Origin of the sequence: Helicobacter sp. MIT 00-7814 (assembly GCF_003364115.1) — a bacterium.
Taxonomy (GTDB): domain Bacteria; phylum Campylobacterota; class Campylobacteria; order Campylobacterales; family Helicobacteraceae; genus Helicobacter_F.
Genome location: NZ_NXLL01000009.1, coordinates 1 through 16871, shown reverse-complemented (window position 1 = coordinate 16871; position 16871 = coordinate 1). Strand labels below are relative to the sequence as shown.

Annotated in this window: 11 protein-coding genes; 3 read left to right on the top strand and 8 right to left on the bottom strand. The window is 42.3% G+C overall.

Annotation, left to right across the window (positions count from 1 at the left end; translation table 11 throughout):
- Positions 1-21: 21 nt before the first annotated feature.
- Positions 22-3429, bottom strand: a complete 3408-nt coding sequence (locus CQA49_RS04000) for a DUF3971 domain-containing protein (protein ID WP_115574683.1) — start codon at positions 3427-3429, stop codon at positions 22-24.
- On the opposite strand from CQA49_RS04000, the gene mltG reads away from it, so the two are divergent.
- The 3 genes from mltG to CQA49_RS03985 are packed head-to-tail and all read left to right on the top strand — an operon-like array spanning position 3428 to position 6155.
- Positions 3428-4357 (top strand): endolytic transglycosylase MltG, encoded by a 930-nt coding sequence (gene mltG, locus CQA49_RS03995; protein ID WP_115574682.1) that lies wholly within the window; start codon positions 3428-3430, stop codon positions 4355-4357. The genes CQA49_RS04000 and mltG overlap by 2 nt on opposite strands.
- 26 nt (positions 4358-4383) lie before the next feature.
- Positions 4384-4938, top strand: a complete 555-nt coding sequence (locus CQA49_RS03990) for a redoxin family protein (protein ID WP_115574681.1) — start codon at positions 4384-4386, stop codon at positions 4936-4938.
- 50 nt (positions 4939-4988) lie between these two features.
- Positions 4989-6155: an MBL fold metallo-hydrolase gene (locus tag CQA49_RS03985; RefSeq protein WP_115574680.1), complete on the top strand. Its 1167-nt coding sequence runs from the start codon at positions 4989-4991 to the stop codon at positions 6153-6155.
- On the opposite strand, the gene CQA49_RS03980 is transcribed toward CQA49_RS03985, so the two are convergent.
- The 7 genes from CQA49_RS03980 to CQA49_RS10270 all read right to left on the bottom strand — a co-directional run.
- Positions 6152-7102, bottom strand: a complete 951-nt coding sequence (locus CQA49_RS03980; RefSeq protein WP_115574679.1) for a hypothetical protein — start codon at positions 7100-7102, stop codon at positions 6152-6154. The genes CQA49_RS03985 and CQA49_RS03980 overlap by 4 nt on opposite strands.
- Positions 7102-8121 carry an LptF/LptG family permease gene (locus CQA49_RS03975; RefSeq protein WP_115574678.1) on the bottom strand — a complete coding sequence of 340 codons (1020 nt, stop codon included), beginning with the start codon at positions 8119-8121 and terminating at the stop codon, positions 7102-7104. Before CQA49_RS03975 ends, CQA49_RS03980 begins: the two co-directional genes overlap by 1 nt.
- A gap of 12 nt (positions 8122-8133) precedes the next feature.
- Positions 8134-8823 (bottom strand): prepilin peptidase, encoded by a 690-nt coding sequence (locus tag CQA49_RS03970; protein ID WP_115574677.1) that lies wholly within the window; start codon positions 8821-8823, stop codon positions 8134-8136.
- A gap of 183 nt (positions 8824-9006) precedes the next feature.
- Complete coding sequence (locus CQA49_RS03965; RefSeq protein ID WP_115574676.1) at positions 9007-14481, bottom strand: alpha-2-macroglobulin; 5475 nt, start codon at positions 14479-14481, stop codon at positions 9007-9009.
- Positions 14482-14649: 168 nt separating this feature from the next.
- Positions 14650-15999 (bottom strand): MATE family efflux transporter, encoded by a 1350-nt coding sequence (locus CQA49_RS03960; protein WP_115574675.1) that lies wholly within the window; start codon positions 15997-15999, stop codon positions 14650-14652.
- A 24-nt stretch (positions 16000-16023) separates the two neighbouring features.
- Positions 16024-16608 (bottom strand): bifunctional 2-polyprenyl-6-hydroxyphenol methylase/3-demethylubiquinol 3-O-methyltransferase UbiG, encoded by a 585-nt coding sequence (locus CQA49_RS03955; protein ID WP_258864180.1) that lies wholly within the window; start codon positions 16606-16608, stop codon positions 16024-16026.
- Positions 16609-16756: 148 nt separating this feature from the next.
- Positions 16757-16871: hypothetical protein (locus tag CQA49_RS10270; RefSeq protein WP_408938908.1), on the bottom strand; the 115-nt coding region annotated here is incomplete at its 5' end.

The window sequence follows — 16871 nt, the reverse complement described above, 5'->3', positions numbered from 1 at the left end:
CTACACAAAATAACTACAGCGCTATTTTTGCTTCTCTTTATCTTTCTCTGAAAGCGCATCTGAAATCATATCAAATGGCGTGAAAACGCGTCGCAGGATTTTAAAAGGCGCAGTCACCACATCTTCTAGCAAGCTTACTTCCGTTTTTGGATTGCTTAGACTTCCGCTCACAACGATATTTGTCGTTATTTTCCCATCATCACCCAAAATAAGATAGCCAATAATTGGAATGCTAGAGAGAATATCTGAAAGCGTCTTAATCGTGCTCGCACTCAAAAGCAAATTAAGGCTTTTGTGCTCCAAATCTATAAGCCCATTTCCGCTCACATCGATAGCCGTGCCGATGAGATTAATCTTATCAAGCCCCAAATACTCGTTATTAAGCCAAAACATTAGCGAGCCCTCTTTAATTTCATAGCCTTCATTATTGAGTCCGGGCTTTTTAAACACGATAAGCGAAGGGATCGTGTCAATGAGCGCCAAAATATTTTGCACCAACACAAAATCTTTAAAAAAAGTGTTTTGCATACGCACTTCACCTTGCAAGATTCCATCGCGCAAGATTCCGGATAAGTCAAACAGCCCGCCCTCAAACAGCTCTTTTTCCATCACCTTATTGATGAAATTCGCACTAAAGTTATCAAGCGTGATTTGCGCCTCGCCATGCACGATATCCACATTTGCGATGCCATTGCCATATGAAGCATTTGCGTTAATCCTACCATCGCGCATCGTAATTGTCGCAGAATCCGCAGGCACAATATAATTCCCAAAAAAGATTTGCATATTATTAGATTCCAAATAAAAAATATGTGGCTCGATATTATGCTCGCGCTCATACTTGCGCTTTTGGCGGATGAAGGCATTTTCCTGTTCGATTTGCTCTTGGGTTAGGGTTTTTTTCTCTTTATGTGTATCCTTAAAGCTCTCGCTCAAAATCGGAATCGTGCTACTAAAGAGCTCATCGACATTCACATCATAGTCATTCACCATAAAAAATACAGAGTTCCCGCGCTTTTGCATACTAAGCGACTTATCCTTGCTGCTCAAAGAAACTTCAACAATCGGCTTAGAAATATCAATGCTCCCAAGCACACTTAGCGCGGATAGAAGCTTTTTATTTTTGTCATAAATGGGATATTTGAGATTGCTAAGCTTTGCGCTAATGCCAAATTCTAGCGGCGCAGCAGGACTCTGGCTAAGCTCCACGCTCCCCGCACTTATGCCATAATATTGCAAAAGTGGCGAGTGCGGATACAGCACGCTTGCATCTTTGATGCCAACGCTCAATGCACCAGAAGCATCTTTTTTCAAAGAAAATGAAAGCTTAGGGATTGTGATTTCTAGATTCCCATCTTTGAAGTTGCCTTGCAATGTAAGCGAGCTTAGCGGGGATTTTGTGCTTTGAGTGGGGCTTTCTTGGGTAGAATCTTTAGATTCTGTAACTTCTTGCTCTTTTGTTTCTTGGGCTTCTTGTGTTTGAGAATCTTGGGTTTGCAAATCTTGCGCCACGACATTTTGAGAATCTTCTTGCATTTGGGAATCTTGCGCCTCTTGCGCTTCATTAGTTTGTAAATCTACAGAATCTGTTTCAGTCTCTTGCGTAGTTTCTTGTGTGGATTCTCGTGTGCCTTGTTGCGCGTTTTCCTGTGTAGTTTCTTGTGTGGATTCTGTAGATTCTGTAATTTCCTCAGAATCTACAGAGTTTTGAGAATCTTGCGCTTGCAAATTCCCATTTTGCGCCGCCACATTTTGCACTTTTGGCGTTTTGGGCGCTTTTATTTGCAAAATACTAGGAATCGTGCTTGTATTTTCCTCCAAAATCGCCTTTATAATGTTTTTTGTCATCAAATCCTGCGCGCTGTTAATGTCCAAATACGGTGGCAGTGCTTGCGTATTTTGCGAAAAAATCTTTTGAGGCGCAATATCAAGTGTATTTATATCAATATTTGCCTGCAGGTTTTTTGCCAAAATATCAATATCAAGCTCAGCTTTCAAGTCCGCAATATCCGCATACTGCAGGCTTTTAGCACTCACCTTGACATTTTGGGCTTTTGGCGTGATGGAAAGATTTGCACGCACCTCTTTTGCGTCAATCTTTTGCTCTAAAAACACGATCGTGCTTTCCTGCGTGCTTATTTCACCTGTGACATTTGGGATAATATCCCCTTTTTTATCCATCTTTAAATGGAAATCAAGCGCAGCCTTTAGCGCGCCACCTTGTGTTCTTAGCGGTAAATCAATACCAAAAAAATGCAATAAATCTAACAATGGCTTATCAAGCGCAATTTTTTGCGAGCGCAGGGCGATAAAAATTTCTATCGGCTTAGAAAATGGCAACTGCAGGCGCACTGAAGAGCCTTCCAAAGTGTGATTTGCAAAGGTTGGTTTATTAAGATTTATCTGCAGATTCTCATCGCGCAAGGTTAAAATCGCATCTTCAGCCACAATTGGCGTAAGGCTAGAATCTAAATAAATCTTTGGATCATCAACGAGCGCATTTGCCTTGATTGAGCGTTGCAGATTTGAGACAATGTCCTTATCAAGCGAAGTTTGCAAATCAAGCGATTGCAAAGTGAGGCTAGAAAATGAGATTTTCTTAAACAGCCACGCCTCCAAATCCTTATTTTGTAACATTTTTATAAAGGGTTGCAAAAACTTTATATCCTTTAGCTTTGAGCTAGACGCAAGAAGGCTTAGGCGCTTAAAATTTGTGCTTCCGCGAAGTGAAATTGTAGGGTTAGATTCTGTATTTATTTCAGAATCTTGCGCGTTTTCATACTCTGGGAGCTTGTGGCGCAAACGCTCTAAATTTTTATTATGCAAAAGTGTGAGGTTAAATTCCAAATTTTTCTTTCCGGTGTAGTATTCCAAATACCCTTCACTTTCTAAGAAAAATGGATAAAAACGCAGGGTTTGAATGGTGAGCAAAATTTTGCTTTGTAGATTCTCAACCTTTAAAAGCGCCTCAAAATTTGGATCATACACAGCATAGCTTAGCCCATCATAAAGTAGCTTTCTCTCGCGCCCATCGGGTAAAATCACACTATGAATATTGAGCTTTTCAAAATACGAAAGCACAAAAAGCACATTTTGGATACTATCCACGACAAAATCAATCGAAAGCTGACTAGAATCTGCGGGCTTTTCCTGTGTGGCGTCTTTTTCATCTGTAGATTCTGCAAAAAAGCTCGCATTTGTGAGATCAATCTTTTGCACATCTAAAATAAATTTATTTTCCAACTTAAGATAGAATCCCTCCACTTCAATCCCAGCGATGGAAAACTGCCTGTGGTAAATCCCTTCGTTGAGAATCTTATATCCAAGAAAGGCTAAAATAATGAGAATCCCGCAAAAGACAAAAAGACTCCTCGCTCTTTTTTGCTTTGGTATTTTGGTTTTGGTAGGTTGTGTAGGCTTTTTTCTCATGTCTTATCTTCGCGCTCCAGTGCAGATGCCTCAAGTCCTCAATGTCCCAAAAGGCTCAATAAAGTCAATTATAACATATCTTAATACCATAGACGATACGCAGGATAAACAATTTGGCAAGGTTGATGAATGGCTTATGCGCCTTTTTTGGCAACCTCAAAGCGGTGTAATCGCGCTAGATTCTGCCACGACAACGACAAAGGATACAAAAAGCGCACAAAGTGAGAATCTCACAAAAGACACAATCCTAACAAAAGGCGCATTTTTACGCTACTTAAGCACCGCAAAAAGCGCAACAAAGGAAATTACGCTTATTCCGGGCGAGACGCTACATTTTTTTATCCAAGATTTGGCGCAGAAATTTGAGCTAGATCCTCAAAAGCTCCAAAATGCGTATGAAAAATATTTTGACTTGCCTGATGGCGTGATTGTCGCAGAGACTTATAAACTCCCGCTAGGGCTTAATGAAGATTCTTTGATGAAGCTTCTTGCGCAACTTTCTTACAGCTGGCATGAAAAGCAGGCTATTACATTGCTTGGGAAATACGACAAAGAGGCGTGGTTTTACCTCGTGCGCAAGGCTTCTATTGTGCAAAAAGAAGCGGCAAATAAAGAGGAAATGCCAATCGTTGCGGCAGTGATTGAAAATCGCTTAAAGCTTAATATGCCGCTGCAAATGGACGGATCGCTTAATTATGGTGCGTTTTCGCATACAAAAGTAACGCCAGAGCGTATAAGAAACGACACAAGCGCATACAACACCTACAAATACAAGGGCATTCCATCATATCCTAGCGGAAGTGTGAGTATAGATTCTCTCAAAGCTGTGATTGCGCCAGCAGATGTGGATTACCTCTATTTTGTGCGCAATCCAAATGGCACGCACACTTTCACCAAAACCTACCAAGAGCATAAAAGTAATTTTTAGCGCAAAATCTTTAAGGAGTTTCAAAAATGAAAAAATGGCTTATTGTGGTTGTGTTTGCGCTTCTTGTGGCTTTGGGCGCGTATTTTTTCACGCATTTTTCTACACATGCAGAATCTAGCACGCCTGCATCGCAGACAAACGCGCAAGATTCTCAAAATCTCTTAAACCTTGATAATGTTACCTTGCTTGATTTTCAATCTCAACCAACGAAGCTAAGCGCGCTTGCAAAGGGCAAAAAAATCTATCTTATCGCGTGGGCGTCGTGGTGTCCGTATTGTTTGGCGAGTTTGGAAGAGCTAGATTCTCTAAGCAAAGAGCAAAATGATGATTTTATCGTGCTAAGCGTGGTTTCACCAAATCAGCGCGGCGAAAAGGAGATGGAGAAGTTTAAAGAATGGTTTGAGGGCTTAGAGTATAAGAATCTCATTGTGCTTTTTGACACGCAGGGTGCGATTTTAAAGCGTGCGCAAATTTTTGGCTACCCCACGCATTTATTTTTGGATCCCAAAGCTAATGTGCGCCACAAAGCCCCGGGCGCGATGAGTAGCGAGAGCGCAAAAGAAATTTTGCGTGAGATTTGAGATTCTAGGTTTTTAGGATTCTTAATTCTTGCACGAAATTGAGATAATTTATGAAAAATCTTTTTCTTTGGCGCATAGGCACATTTAGCCTGTTTGCAAGCCTTGCGCTCTATTTGAGCGCTTGCACCACCACACAGCCAATAACTAGCACAAAGGACACGCCGATGCGTTATACAAAGTTTTCTCACCACAAGCCCAAAGCCCCGCAGATTCTGCATAACAAAAAGCTTATTTTTGCTAATCTCAACCCAGAGGCGCGCCTGCCCCCAGATGTGAGTTTTGGCGATGTTTGGGAATATTACACAAGCAAAAAGCCCTATGACACAAAGCCCCCAAAGCCCCTGCCCATAGCGCGCGAAACTTTCACAAACTTAGAATCTAACTTTAAAAATAAAAGCTTTCTCGTGTGGCTGGGGCATTCCTCGCTGTATCTTTATCACAAGGGTGCAAATATCCTCATCGATCCGCTCTTTAATACCTACGCTTCGCCCATGCCTTTCATAAATCGCGCTTTCAAGGCGCACAAAACCTTTAGCGCGCAGGATTTCCCGCTGATTGACATTGTGATTCTCACACATTCGCATTATGATCATTTGGATAAAAAATCGCTTAAATCGCTCAAAGACCGCGCGCAACTCTTTGTCGTGCCACTTAATACAGCGCAATTTTTAAGGGACTTTGGCATTAGTGAAGAAAAAATTATCGAGCTTGATTGGTGGGAGGGCTTGGAGTTTAAGGATCTTGCCTTGCGTCTAAACACCACGCCAGCCCAGCACAACACCAACCGACTAGGCATAGGCGCTAATGAAAGCCTGTGGTTTAGCGTGGTTTTGGAGCTTGAGGGGGTGAAAGATTCTGAACCTTTCAAGCTTTTTTTAAGCGGAGATGGCGGCTACTATACGCATTTTAAAGAGATTGGCGCGCATTTTGGCGGGGTTGATTTAGCAGTGATGGAAAATGGACAATACAACAAGGCGTGGAAATACTCGCATTCCTTCCCGCAAGAAACTTTGCAGGCGGCAAAAGATTTGCGTGCAAAAGCTATTCAGCCTATCCATTGGGGGCGCTTCGTCGCTGGCTCGCACGCGTGGAATGAGCCGGTGGAAATTCTAAACAAGCTCGCACAAAAAGAAAATATCCCCTACAATGTCCCACAAATCGGCGAAATCTACCTGCTAAACACCAAAGCACAAAACACAAGGTGGTATGATTTTTAGTATTTTTCATACCTCGCATTTTCAAAATACAACCCATTGGGGCTCACAGGCACGCGATAGATTGGAATCTTGGAAGCGGGAATCTTAGAAGTTGGCATCTTGGCATCAATTTGCGCGCGTAAAGATTCTAAACTCATCTCCCCACGCCCATAAGCAAACACCGCGCCTAGCATAAGGCGCACCTGCGCGCGTAAAAAGCCCTGCGCGCAAATTCGCACGATAAGGAGCCGACTTGATTGAGATGATTGAGAGCTCGCGCGCTTTGCAAGATTCCCGCTAGTTTCTTTGCAATAAATGCTAAAAATCTCGCGCACACTGCTTTTACTTTCCAAATCACCTTTGCAAAAAAGCCTAAAATCATGCGTGCCTCTAAAATATCCTAGCGCCTCTTTCACGCGTGCAAATTCGCCGTAATCCTCCCATGCCACAAAACGCGCGTAGAATGGATTTGGTGCAGTTTTGCTTGCAATGTAGCAGTAAGTGCGTGAGAGTGCTAAAAAACGCGGATGAAAGTCTTGCGCTACAAAGCGCAAGACTTTGCAAAAAATATGCGGATAGAGTTTGGCATTGAGAATCTCGCGCAATCTCCCCAAATCGCGCCTTTGTGGGAGAAAAAAGCAAATAGGCATATTGCGCGCATGCACGCCTTTATCCGTGCGCCCGGCGCTAAGAAGTAAATTTTTGTTTTTTATGGATTGCCCTAAATTTTGCAAATCCTCGCAACGCGTGCTAGTTTTGTCATCGTAGGATTCTAGTTTGCTCGCAAATTGCGTGTTTTTATCAGAATCTATATTTTCACACACTGCGCCGACACTTTTTAGCACAAGTGCGATTTTATCGCTCACGCCAAGTGCGCTTGTGTCCTTGCGCGCAGAGTTTCGCGCCTGTGGGGCAAAGCCTGCAAACGCGCTCCCATCATAAGCGATGATTGCCAATACCTTAAACATCAATAATAGCGCTTAATCGTCCTGCGATAGAGCACATAGCCCGCCACAAACCACAAAGTCGGAATGCACAAAATCCCCAAAAATGGGAAATTCTCGCTCGCCACATACACCATGATGAAATACACCACCACCGCGCCAATGACATAAAAATACGACATATTTGACTTAAAGCGCGGGTTTGCCACGCCAAAAACCAAAATAAAAAAAATCGAAGCCAGCGGGAAAAACGACACCAAAATCGCTTGCGAAAACTTGCGCTCCTTTGACTTTGACTTCCCGCCAAAGGCTTCCTGCCAATAATGAAACAAATCATACCCGCTAAGCTGTGGCTCACCCACGACTTGACGCACATTCATTTCTTGATAGTGAATCTTGCGGATTTCCTTTTCATGCGCAAAATACGCATCGCCCTTTTCAAGCAAAAGCTCAAAAAGCCCATTGGCATTTTGCGTGCGCCCAGATTCCGCCACGATGAAAGATTCAGAATCCTTTTGCTCTTGAGAATACAAAATGAGATTTTTATACTGCCGATTTTTCGCCTCATCGACATACACGAGCCAATCGCCAAGCTTTTGCCCAAGCTCGCCGGCTTTAAGATTGACATCGATATCTGCGCGCTTTTGGGCGATGAAGTTTTTTGAAGCACTTGTGGAAAGTGGCACCATCACAAGGGAAAAAACAAGCAAAATCGCCGTGGCTAGCAAGATAATAGGCAAAAAAGCCTTCAAAATCGCTGTGGGCTTAACGCCTAGTGCAAAAAATACCATCAACTCATAATCATACGCAAGGCGCGAAATCCCAAGCACCAAAGAAGCAAAAAAAGTGATGGGGATAATAAAAAACACACTACCCGGAAGCGAGTAGGAAAATAGCGCAAAAAGATCCAAAAAGCCCATTTTCACCACATAGGTTTTCGCCGCGATGCTGATAAGAAGCACCACAGAGGCGATAAAAAGTAGCACGAGGAAAAATGGAAAAAAAAGCTGTGAAAAAGAAAGGAACAAATACCGCTTAAACATTTAAAAACTCCCCTACCAAATGCCAAAAGGCACGAAAACCCCCAAAGGCACACAAACCATAGAAAAAATTGTCGCGGTAAAAATATAACTCACAAAAGGAAATTTTACGCTTAAGGGCTTTTGCTTTTTTGAGAGAAAATAAAATATCGCACTTAGCCCAAAGCGCGCAAATGCAAGGAGACTCGCAAGAAAAATAATGAAAAATGTAACTTCAATCCCAAAAATCATACCTTGTCCGCCAAGCACCAAAATATCTGCCTCGCCTAGCATGGGCTTTTTACGCATAGATTCTAAAATAAACTTTAAAAGATACATTCCACCCATGATACAAAAACCATGCATAAGCGAGATAAGCTCAAAGTCGTAATTTCCTTGTAGCATTAAAGCAACCTTGCCCACCACACAAAGCGCAATAAAGAGAAGCAAAAGCACATTAGGCAAAGCAAAATAATAAAAATCAATCACCGCCATAACAAGAAGCAGCGTAAGCATAAAGCTTGCAAGAAGCGCGTTGTAAGTAAGAAGCAAGGCAAGTTGAAATTCGCTAAAAGCAATATAACCAAAATAAAAAGCGCTCAAAAATGGTAGAAAAACGCTAAAAATGCTTAGGTAGCGCGCACGATGACAATAGCGCCTAAGAAAAAAGAAACTAACACAAACACACAAAAGCGCATAAAGGCAAGTGGTGAAAATCTCATGCATTGGGCGCTCCTTAGTGTTATTTTGTAGATTCTTTCGCGTCACTTTTGCATTTTTAGAATCTTTGTAGATTGCTACACCTGCAAGCTTCCTTGCAATGATAGATTCTGCGCCTTTGGCTTGTTGCTTAAGATTCTTTTAAAATCCTCGCAACGATTGGCGCATTCCTAGCTTCACAAACGCGCCTTATTTCGCTGTTACCTCGACTTTTTGGCTTTCACTCGCTGCTTCGTAGGAATTATCATACATTGCTTCAGCATAGGCTGGCGGAAGCGTGTAGATTCCGGGTGTTACGGTATTAATCTTCACAAACACGCTTTTCGCACGCTCTAAATCAAAAAACCACATTACCTTATCATCGCGTATATCCACATAGCGCGTTGCGTCTGCATTTTCACTCACAAACTCGGGTAAATTGTCATCATTTAGGCGCGTATTTTCTATCTCCCAGCCACTTGGCAGGCTTTGGGTGAGCGCGACATTTTCCACTAGCGCGCTTTCATCTTTTATCAAATCAAGGCGTATCCAAAAGCTCTTCGCAGAGGCGATTTTGCTAATGTCTATGCTATTGCCATTTTCATCTAAGAATCTACGCTCTATTCGCATTTTTTTGCTTATTGGCTTAATAATAGAATCTGTCGGAATCCCTTCCCACGCGTAAATCACATAAAGCGGAGAATCCTTAGCTTCTATCTTTGCACTGCCAGAATCTAGCTCAAAATTTAGCATACGCGCAGATTCTGAAAACTTCTGCTTCTCACCATTAAGCTCAATTACACCCTCTATCTCTTTTGGCTCAGCACTATCCTTGCTATTTACCATGCTTAAAAGCGCATAGCCACTTGTCTGCGTGCTAAGCCACTCATCAGATTCCAAATGCGCCTTAATGCTATTAAAAAGTGTCTCTTGTGGCTTACCATAAATGGTTTTATACGCTTCTAAAATCATCGCTTCATCGCGCAAATTTGAGCCAAAGCTATAGCGCCTATACTGCTCATCAGAATCTGGCTTAATGCTAAGCGTATTTGCGATAGCCTTTGCGTTTTCCTCAAAGCCTGCGAGCTTGTAGGCTGCGGCAAGTTGCCATTGCGCGGTGGTGTTGAGATTGCGCAAGGATTTTTCATTAAGGCTATTCATCACTGCGATTTCTGGCTCACCTGCTAGGGCTAAAAGATAGAGCGCATAAGCCTTGATATTGGCGTTTTCATCAGAGCGCACAAGGTTTTTCTCATACGCAACCCACCCACTATAAAGAGAATCTGGCACATAATAGCCTAGCTTCTTAGCTAGCACGAGGAAATGCCCCGCGTAGTTTGAGCCCCACGCACTTGGCATGCTCTCCCCTTGCCAGTATGCTAATCCCCCGCTTGGTGTTACAAAGCCACTTAAGCGCGTAATGCCTGCGTTGATATTCTCCACCACTTCTTTTTTATCGATTTTAAAGCTTCCTAATCTGTCTAAATAAAGCTGTGGCAAGACACTTGAAGTCGTCTGCTCTACGCAGCCATAAGGATAATGTATGAGCCATTTCACACGATGAGAGATATTTAAAAGCGGATCGGTGCTAATGCTAATAAGCCCGCTGTTTGTGCCTTTGACAAAGCTTTTTGGCGCGCTAAGCGTGAGGGTGCCTTTTGCCTTGAGCGTGTGACTTTCAGAAGTGCTAATGAAAGGATTTATCGCTTTTATGTCAATTTCGACAATTTCTTTGCTCTTATAACTCTTAGAATCCACGCTTATAGCGATATTCTCTACTCCCACTTCCTGTCCTACGACGCCTTCAAAAATGAGCGTTTGAGAATCCCCTTCGCCTTTAATACTCGCATTTTGGCTTGCTTGCTTGAAATTCACAATGCCTTTTGTTGTAGAGACGCTCACTTTGGCATCTATTGCGCCTTTAGTGGCAAAAAGCTCGATTGGCATTTGGAAGGTATCGCCGACTTTAAGTGAGCGCGGAATTGTAGGCATTACCACCACAGGCGCGCTTACTTGGATATTTTTGCTCGCTGAACCATAGCGTTTTTCTTTCGCGCCTACCACCATCACGCGCACACTGCCAAAGTAGCCGGGCATTTTAAGCTTTATGCGCGCATTGCCCTTTTCATCAGTGTTTGCTGGGGCTTGATAGAGCACCACGGGTTTAAAGCGCTCGGCTTTTTCATCAGATTTTTGACGCGCGGCTCTTGATTCTGAGTCCATCACTCCTTCACCACCGACTTTTAGCACCTTTTGCACTTTGCCAAAGCTTTTTGCGATGATTAAGTCATAAGTATCATAGAGCTTTAAGCCTAGAGCGATTTTTGAGTAAAAATATTTCCACGGATTTGGCGTTTGGAAATTAGTTAGCCCCAGCAAGCCCTCATCTACAACTGCTAGGCTGTAAGTTGATGGCAAGCCCTCTTTTGTGGAGATTTTCACTTCAAATTCACTATTTGGCAAAATAGATTCTGGCGCGTCAATCTCATAAGTAAGCCTGCTTTCCTTATCCTCTACCTTGAGTGGCACGACACCATACAGGCGCAAGGAGCGATCATTTGGCGTGTTTGTGTAGTTTTGCAAAAACGCCACGCTTACATAGACATTCGGGCTCATCTCGCTTGTGATAGGAATAGTTAGGCTTGTGTTGTTTCCCTTTGTATCCACCCAAAAGCGCTTAAGCACCCTATTTTCCTTTGTGATGATGACAAGGGCTTTAGAATTTGGCGTAGATTCAAAGCTTACCTTTGCTTCCTGCCCGATGGCGTATTGCTCTTTGTCAGATCTTATTTTAAGAGAATTTACCTTTTGTGCATTCAAAGGCTCGCCATAGCCAGAGACATACAGCGCGCCACCCGCCATTGCGCCACTTTCCTCATCGACAAATTCAATATAAAGCTCGCCATTTTGCGCAGGCGTGTATTCAAACAATACCGGCTCTTTTTTTGTTTTCAAACTTCCTTGCGCGAGAATCTTTGTATTTCTATCACTTTTAAAAGAGCGCAAATATTCCGAGTAGCTGTCATAGTCCCACCACCAGCTGTATTGATTGCTATAGACTGTGTAGCTCACATTTTTACCTGCAAGCGTGCTTTTGCCGTCATTTGCCACCACAACCACAGGCATGGAGATTTTAGAATCCGCCTGCACATAGCGCTGCTCTGGGAATTTCGCCCCAACAAAGCTTTTGTAAAATACCAAATCCACGCTTTTGCGCGCAGTGACACTTCTGCCGTTATTTTCATCAACGCGCGCGGTGATATTTGCTATCAAGTTTGAGTTTAGCTTTTCGACACTTTCTAAATTAATAGAATCTTTTGCCTCTCCTTGTGCGTTTAGATTCCCTTCTGTGGAGCGTATTCTGCCGTAATTAAGCGAGCTAGGCGTATCAAAAGTGTAGCCCTTAAAATTGCTTGGGCTAAACTTCAAAAGCTTGATATTAGCTTGCACGCTGTATTCTAAATCCTTTGCCGGCGCGCCAAAGAGATATTTTGCCTTAAGCTCAAAAGAAAGCTCATCACTTGGCATTTCAAGCACAGAATCTGTCGTAATATTTACCGCGATTCTATTTGGCACCACTGCCTCAACACTTAGCTCTTTCCTAAATGTAAAGTCCCCAACCTTTAGCAACGCTTCCCAAACGCCTGTATCAGCGCTTTTTGGCGTTTTTATTTCATAATGAAAGAATCCATTGCCCTTAGATTCTAAGCGGACTTTGTCCAAAAACACCTTACCACGCGGAGTTTTGAGCGTCAAAAATACCGGATGCGTAGGATCTAGCGCTTTATCAAGGTTGCGCACAATCGCATCAAAATAAATACTATCACCCGGTCTATGCACGCCCCTATCGGTGTAAATAAACGCGCGCATTCCGCCTTCACTCATCACGCCTTCCACATCAAAGCCATCGACAGACACAAGCGAGGAGCCAAGCTTTAGCACCGCCATACCGCTGGCATTATTTGCCATAAAATACAGCGTGTTTTTTGCATTTGCCTTTGTGAAAGTCGCATCGCCATTAGCGTTGGTGTTTTGAGATTCAATAACTTGATTTTTCTTATCCACCGCTACAATCGACATTCCAGCAATCGGCGTGTTTTTTGAAATATCCATCGCTGTGAGGATAAACTGCGAGCCGACACTTTGAGCCAAAAGCGCGGTGTTTGAAAAAATGAGATGTTTTGAGATAGTGCCTCGCCTTGATAAAAAGTCATTTTTGCGCCAATCACTCCAATCACTCGGGAAGTCATAATCCACTTTTTCTATATTTAACTTTACAAAGAAAATCCCTTTCAAATCCCCCAGCTCGCTAAAGTCTAGCTCATTTTGAATCCACTGATTTTTCTCAGTGTCGATTTTAAAGGTTTTCTCCAGCACCTTATCGCCGATACGGCTCAAATCCACCCCATAACTGCAACCATACTCATCGTCATCATCGTCATACCCCTCACATTCGCTCACTCTTGCGCTATTTTCTTGTGTTTGCCCGATAAGATTCTTCTCATAAAGAAACTGCGTAAGGTTATTTGCATAGACTTTGTGAAGCGTGAGCTTTACTTCCGTGACATTGCGACTTTTGAAGGCGAGCTTTTTATTTGCACCATTTGGCAAAAACACGCCACTTGATGAAAAGCTAATCGCCGGTGGAAGCGCGCTTATAGCGATTTCTGCGCTAATATCTTCTTTGAGCATAGCGCCATTTGGGGAAACAAGCCCTTTTGTAATATGAATTTTATAAGGCGTTTGGAAGTTAAAATTCCCTGTGAGCGTGATTTCATTGCCTGCTTGAGAGACATTGAAGTTCATATTTGGCTGAATCTGAATGTAGCTTTTAAGATTTGGCATTTTTGCCAGCTCTTGTGAGAATCTTAGCACTATGCTTGTTTTATCGCCACTCTCTTTGCTCATCGCTTCAAGGAAAGTGATATCTGAAATTTTTGGAATACGCACATCAAGCTTTTTCTTTTCGTCCTTTGCGCCGATTTTCGCACCATCAAGCGTGATTGTATAAAGCAAATCCTCATCAACGCGTGGCGTAATCTCCTCTGAAACAATCTCAAAACGGCGTGAAAATACCCGCGACTCATCGCCACCAACAATATTAAAGTGAAAATTAACGCTCTTGCCTTGCGCATCTTGCAGAGAAATAAGGCTTTTTGCCTTTTCTAAAGAAATCTTTTGCGAAGTGAGCACAACAGCAGAGATAGCGTTTTTATCGCCATTTTGCAAAATCGATAATCCCTCAAATTCAAACTCAAACTCGATAGGCTTTGTACTAAATTTAAGTGTGGCATTTTTTATCGGGGATTTAAGGGAATCGCCAAGCTCTTTTTCCAGCGCCTTAAAATCAATCTCAAGCGTGTAGTCCTTGCTAGGCTCTAAGTGCAAACCATCTGCGGTTGGATACATATTTAAAGTCGTAGAATCTCTAAAAGCAAACGCCACATTTTCAATCGCGTTGCCATTGAGCTTGAAAGCCTCTTTGCTCTTGCTAATCTCGCGCCTTTGCACCGCACCGCTCCACATCGGCTCTTTTAGCTCAATGCTAACGATAGAATCCGTGTCAATAACGCCCTGCGTTTTTCTAAAGATTTTTTCCTCATCGCCACATGCGCTAAAAAACAGCATCAAAGCACCTAAAAATGCGCCTATAAGCCATTTTAGCTCAAATCCCCTGCCCCACATTCTCGTACTCCTTAAAAATAAATGAGATTGTAAAAAAGCCTAGATTTTAGCACTTTCTTTTAAAAAAGATTCTTAAAGAGAATCTAAGCAATCCATACCCCACACAAACCGAGATTTTGCACTGCAAAATTCAAATAAAATGGAATAAAAATTTGTGAGGCAAATTTTTTAAAATCTGCTAATAAATTTTTCCCAAATTTTATATTTAAACATAAGCCCAAAAAGCACAGCGCGTAAATAAGTCTCGGCAAAAATGATGACAAAAAGGAGCATTACACTAAGTCCAAAATGCACGCACAAATACATTGGAAGGATTCTTACAAGCCAAATGCTTGCGGAATTTAGCAAAAGTGAAAGCTTCGTCGCGCCACCACCACGCAACGCACCATCAAGGCAAAATACCCAAATAAGCGGCACTTGAGAAAGCCCAACTGCAAGAATGTAGTAAAAGCTGTATTCTAGCACCTTAGATTCTGTGCTGAAAATCCCTGAAAGCTCAAAGCCAAAAATACAAATAAGAATCCCCAAAATCCCCATAACAAGGCTTGCGACAAAAAGCAAGGTTTTCAAAAAATCATACGCCAAACTTAAGCGCTTACGCCCTAAACTCTGCCCAACTAGCGCCATTGCCGCTACTTGAAATCCAAAGCCCGGCATTAAAATAAACGCCTCAACTTTTGTGCCTATCTGAAATCCCGCAAGCGTATCGCCACCATAGGAGCTCACAAACTTCTGAATAAGAATAAGCGAAAAAATACTCAAAAACCGCTCAATCCCCGCTGGAATCCCAACTGCCAGCATTCTTTTAAGATACAAGGTGCGAAAAACTAGCGCGATTTTAAGCTTAATATCACTCAAAGCAATAGCAAACAAAAGCAACACAAACTCTACAATCGTAATAATAAGATTGCTCAAGCCCGCACCTGCAATACCAAGCGCGGGAATATGGAAAATCCCAAAATCACAGCCCGCAATCAAAACGACATTTAAGATAACATTAAACGTGGTGGTGAAAATTTTCACATACATAATGCGCTTTGTATCGCCAAGCGCGGAAAGCCCAGCCACGCAAATCGTCTTTGCCATCAATGCCGGAACGCCTAAAAGCACAAGATGCAAATATTCTCGCCCAAGCGCTCTAGATTCCAAATCCACACCCTTACCCATCCAGTCAAAATACATGTCAATGCAAAGGAAAAACACCACGCACACGGGAATTGAAAGAAAAAGTGAGCTTAAGAGGTTCGTCCCCATCACTTCTTTAATCGATTTAAAATCATGTGCGCCAAAGTAGCGCGCCACTTGCGAGCTTGTGCCGATGAAAAACACCGCTGTGATGGCAAATAAAATCATAATATAGTTTAAGCTCACGCCAAGCGCGATAATGTGTTGTTTAGAAATTTGAGAGATGAAATACCAGCCAACAAGAAGATTAAGCGTATCTAAAAGTGAGTTTGCCCCGCTAGGCAGGGCGATAGAAAAGATTTTCTTGCATTTTTGTGAAAATGTGTATTGCATTTCAAAACTCTTTTTTTACAATTTTTAAGAATCAAATACTTTCTGCGCGACAAACATCTGCACACAATGGGGCAAACCCTCCCTAAAGACGCATTTATACTCATTAAGCAGTATCTTAAAGCCTTCAAATTCCTTTGCTAGCTCGCTAGATTCTAAACTGCGATTAGAGCTTAAAAGCTTTGTGTCTTGCAAGAAAAAATCTTTTGGCACTTGAGAAAAGCTCTCAAAAATAAATATCCCACCGACATTCAACGCGCGCCTAATTTGCGGGAAAAACCGCCTATCAAGGAAATAAAAATCGCATATCACATCATAGCGCAAATCTATACTAAAAGTATCTAAATCCGCGAGAATCGCATTTGTATGTGGGTAGTTTGCAAGCGCGCTTAAGCCAATCTCTGAAATATCCACACAATCCACTTCAAAGCCCAGTAAGGAAAGAAACTTGCTATTGCGCCCATTGCCACAGGCGATATCTAGAGCTTTGTTTTGATCTTTTTGCAAAAGTTCGCGCAAAAACGGCTCGCATTCAAGGAGCAAGGCGCTAGGAATGGTAGGCATAGTGTTATCTTTGTAGCGCATATTCCAGCGTAATGCGTCTTCTTTCACCCTTGCCTCCCTTTAAAAAGCATAGAGAATCCTTATTTTGCTAAATTGTATCACTCACCACAAAGTCCTAGTTAGCTTTGCTTCACGCGCATACTCTGCGCTTTTTGGTTGATTAGAATTTTGGATTCTAAAGCTCTAAAAATCCCCCCTAAAACCTCTTCTTATTCACATCTTCTAATATCTCTTCTGCTATACCATTTACTCTTTGAGTAATTGTATTTGTAGCATTAGCTACTTCTACATTTTCTTGTGTAAGAGTTTCA

Excerpts from the sequence above, each read along its gene's own strand:
- mltG (WP_115574682.1), top strand. The coding sequence starts at position 3,428 with ATGTCTTATCTTCGCGCTCCAGTGCAGATGCCTCAAGTCCTCAATGTC.
- CQA49_RS04000 (WP_115574683.1), bottom strand. The coding sequence starts at position 3,429 with ATGAGAAAAAAGCCTACACAACCTACCAAAACCAAAATACCAAAGCAA.
- CQA49_RS03990 (WP_115574681.1), top strand. The coding sequence starts at position 4,384 with ATGAAAAAATGGCTTATTGTGGTTGTGTTTGCGCTTCTTGTGGCTTTG.
- CQA49_RS03985 (WP_115574680.1), top strand. The coding sequence starts at position 4,989 with ATGAAAAATCTTTTTCTTTGGCGCATAGGCACATTTAGCCTGTTTGCA.
- CQA49_RS03980 (WP_115574679.1), bottom strand. The coding sequence starts at position 7,102 with ATGTTTAAGGTATTGGCAATCATCGCTTATGATGGGAGCGCGTTTGCA.
- CQA49_RS03975 (WP_115574678.1), bottom strand. The coding sequence starts at position 8,121 with ATGTTTAAGCGGTATTTGTTCCTTTCTTTTTCACAGCTTTTTTTTCCA.
- CQA49_RS03970 (WP_115574677.1), bottom strand. The coding sequence starts at position 8,823 with ATGCATGAGATTTTCACCACTTGCCTTTATGCGCTTTTGTGTGTTTGT.
- CQA49_RS03965 (WP_115574676.1), bottom strand. The coding sequence starts at position 14,481 with ATGTGGGGCAGGGGATTTGAGCTAAAATGGCTTATAGGCGCATTTTTA.
- CQA49_RS03960 (WP_115574675.1), bottom strand. The coding sequence starts at position 15,999 with ATGCAATACACATTTTCACAAAAATGCAAGAAAATCTTTTCTATCGCC.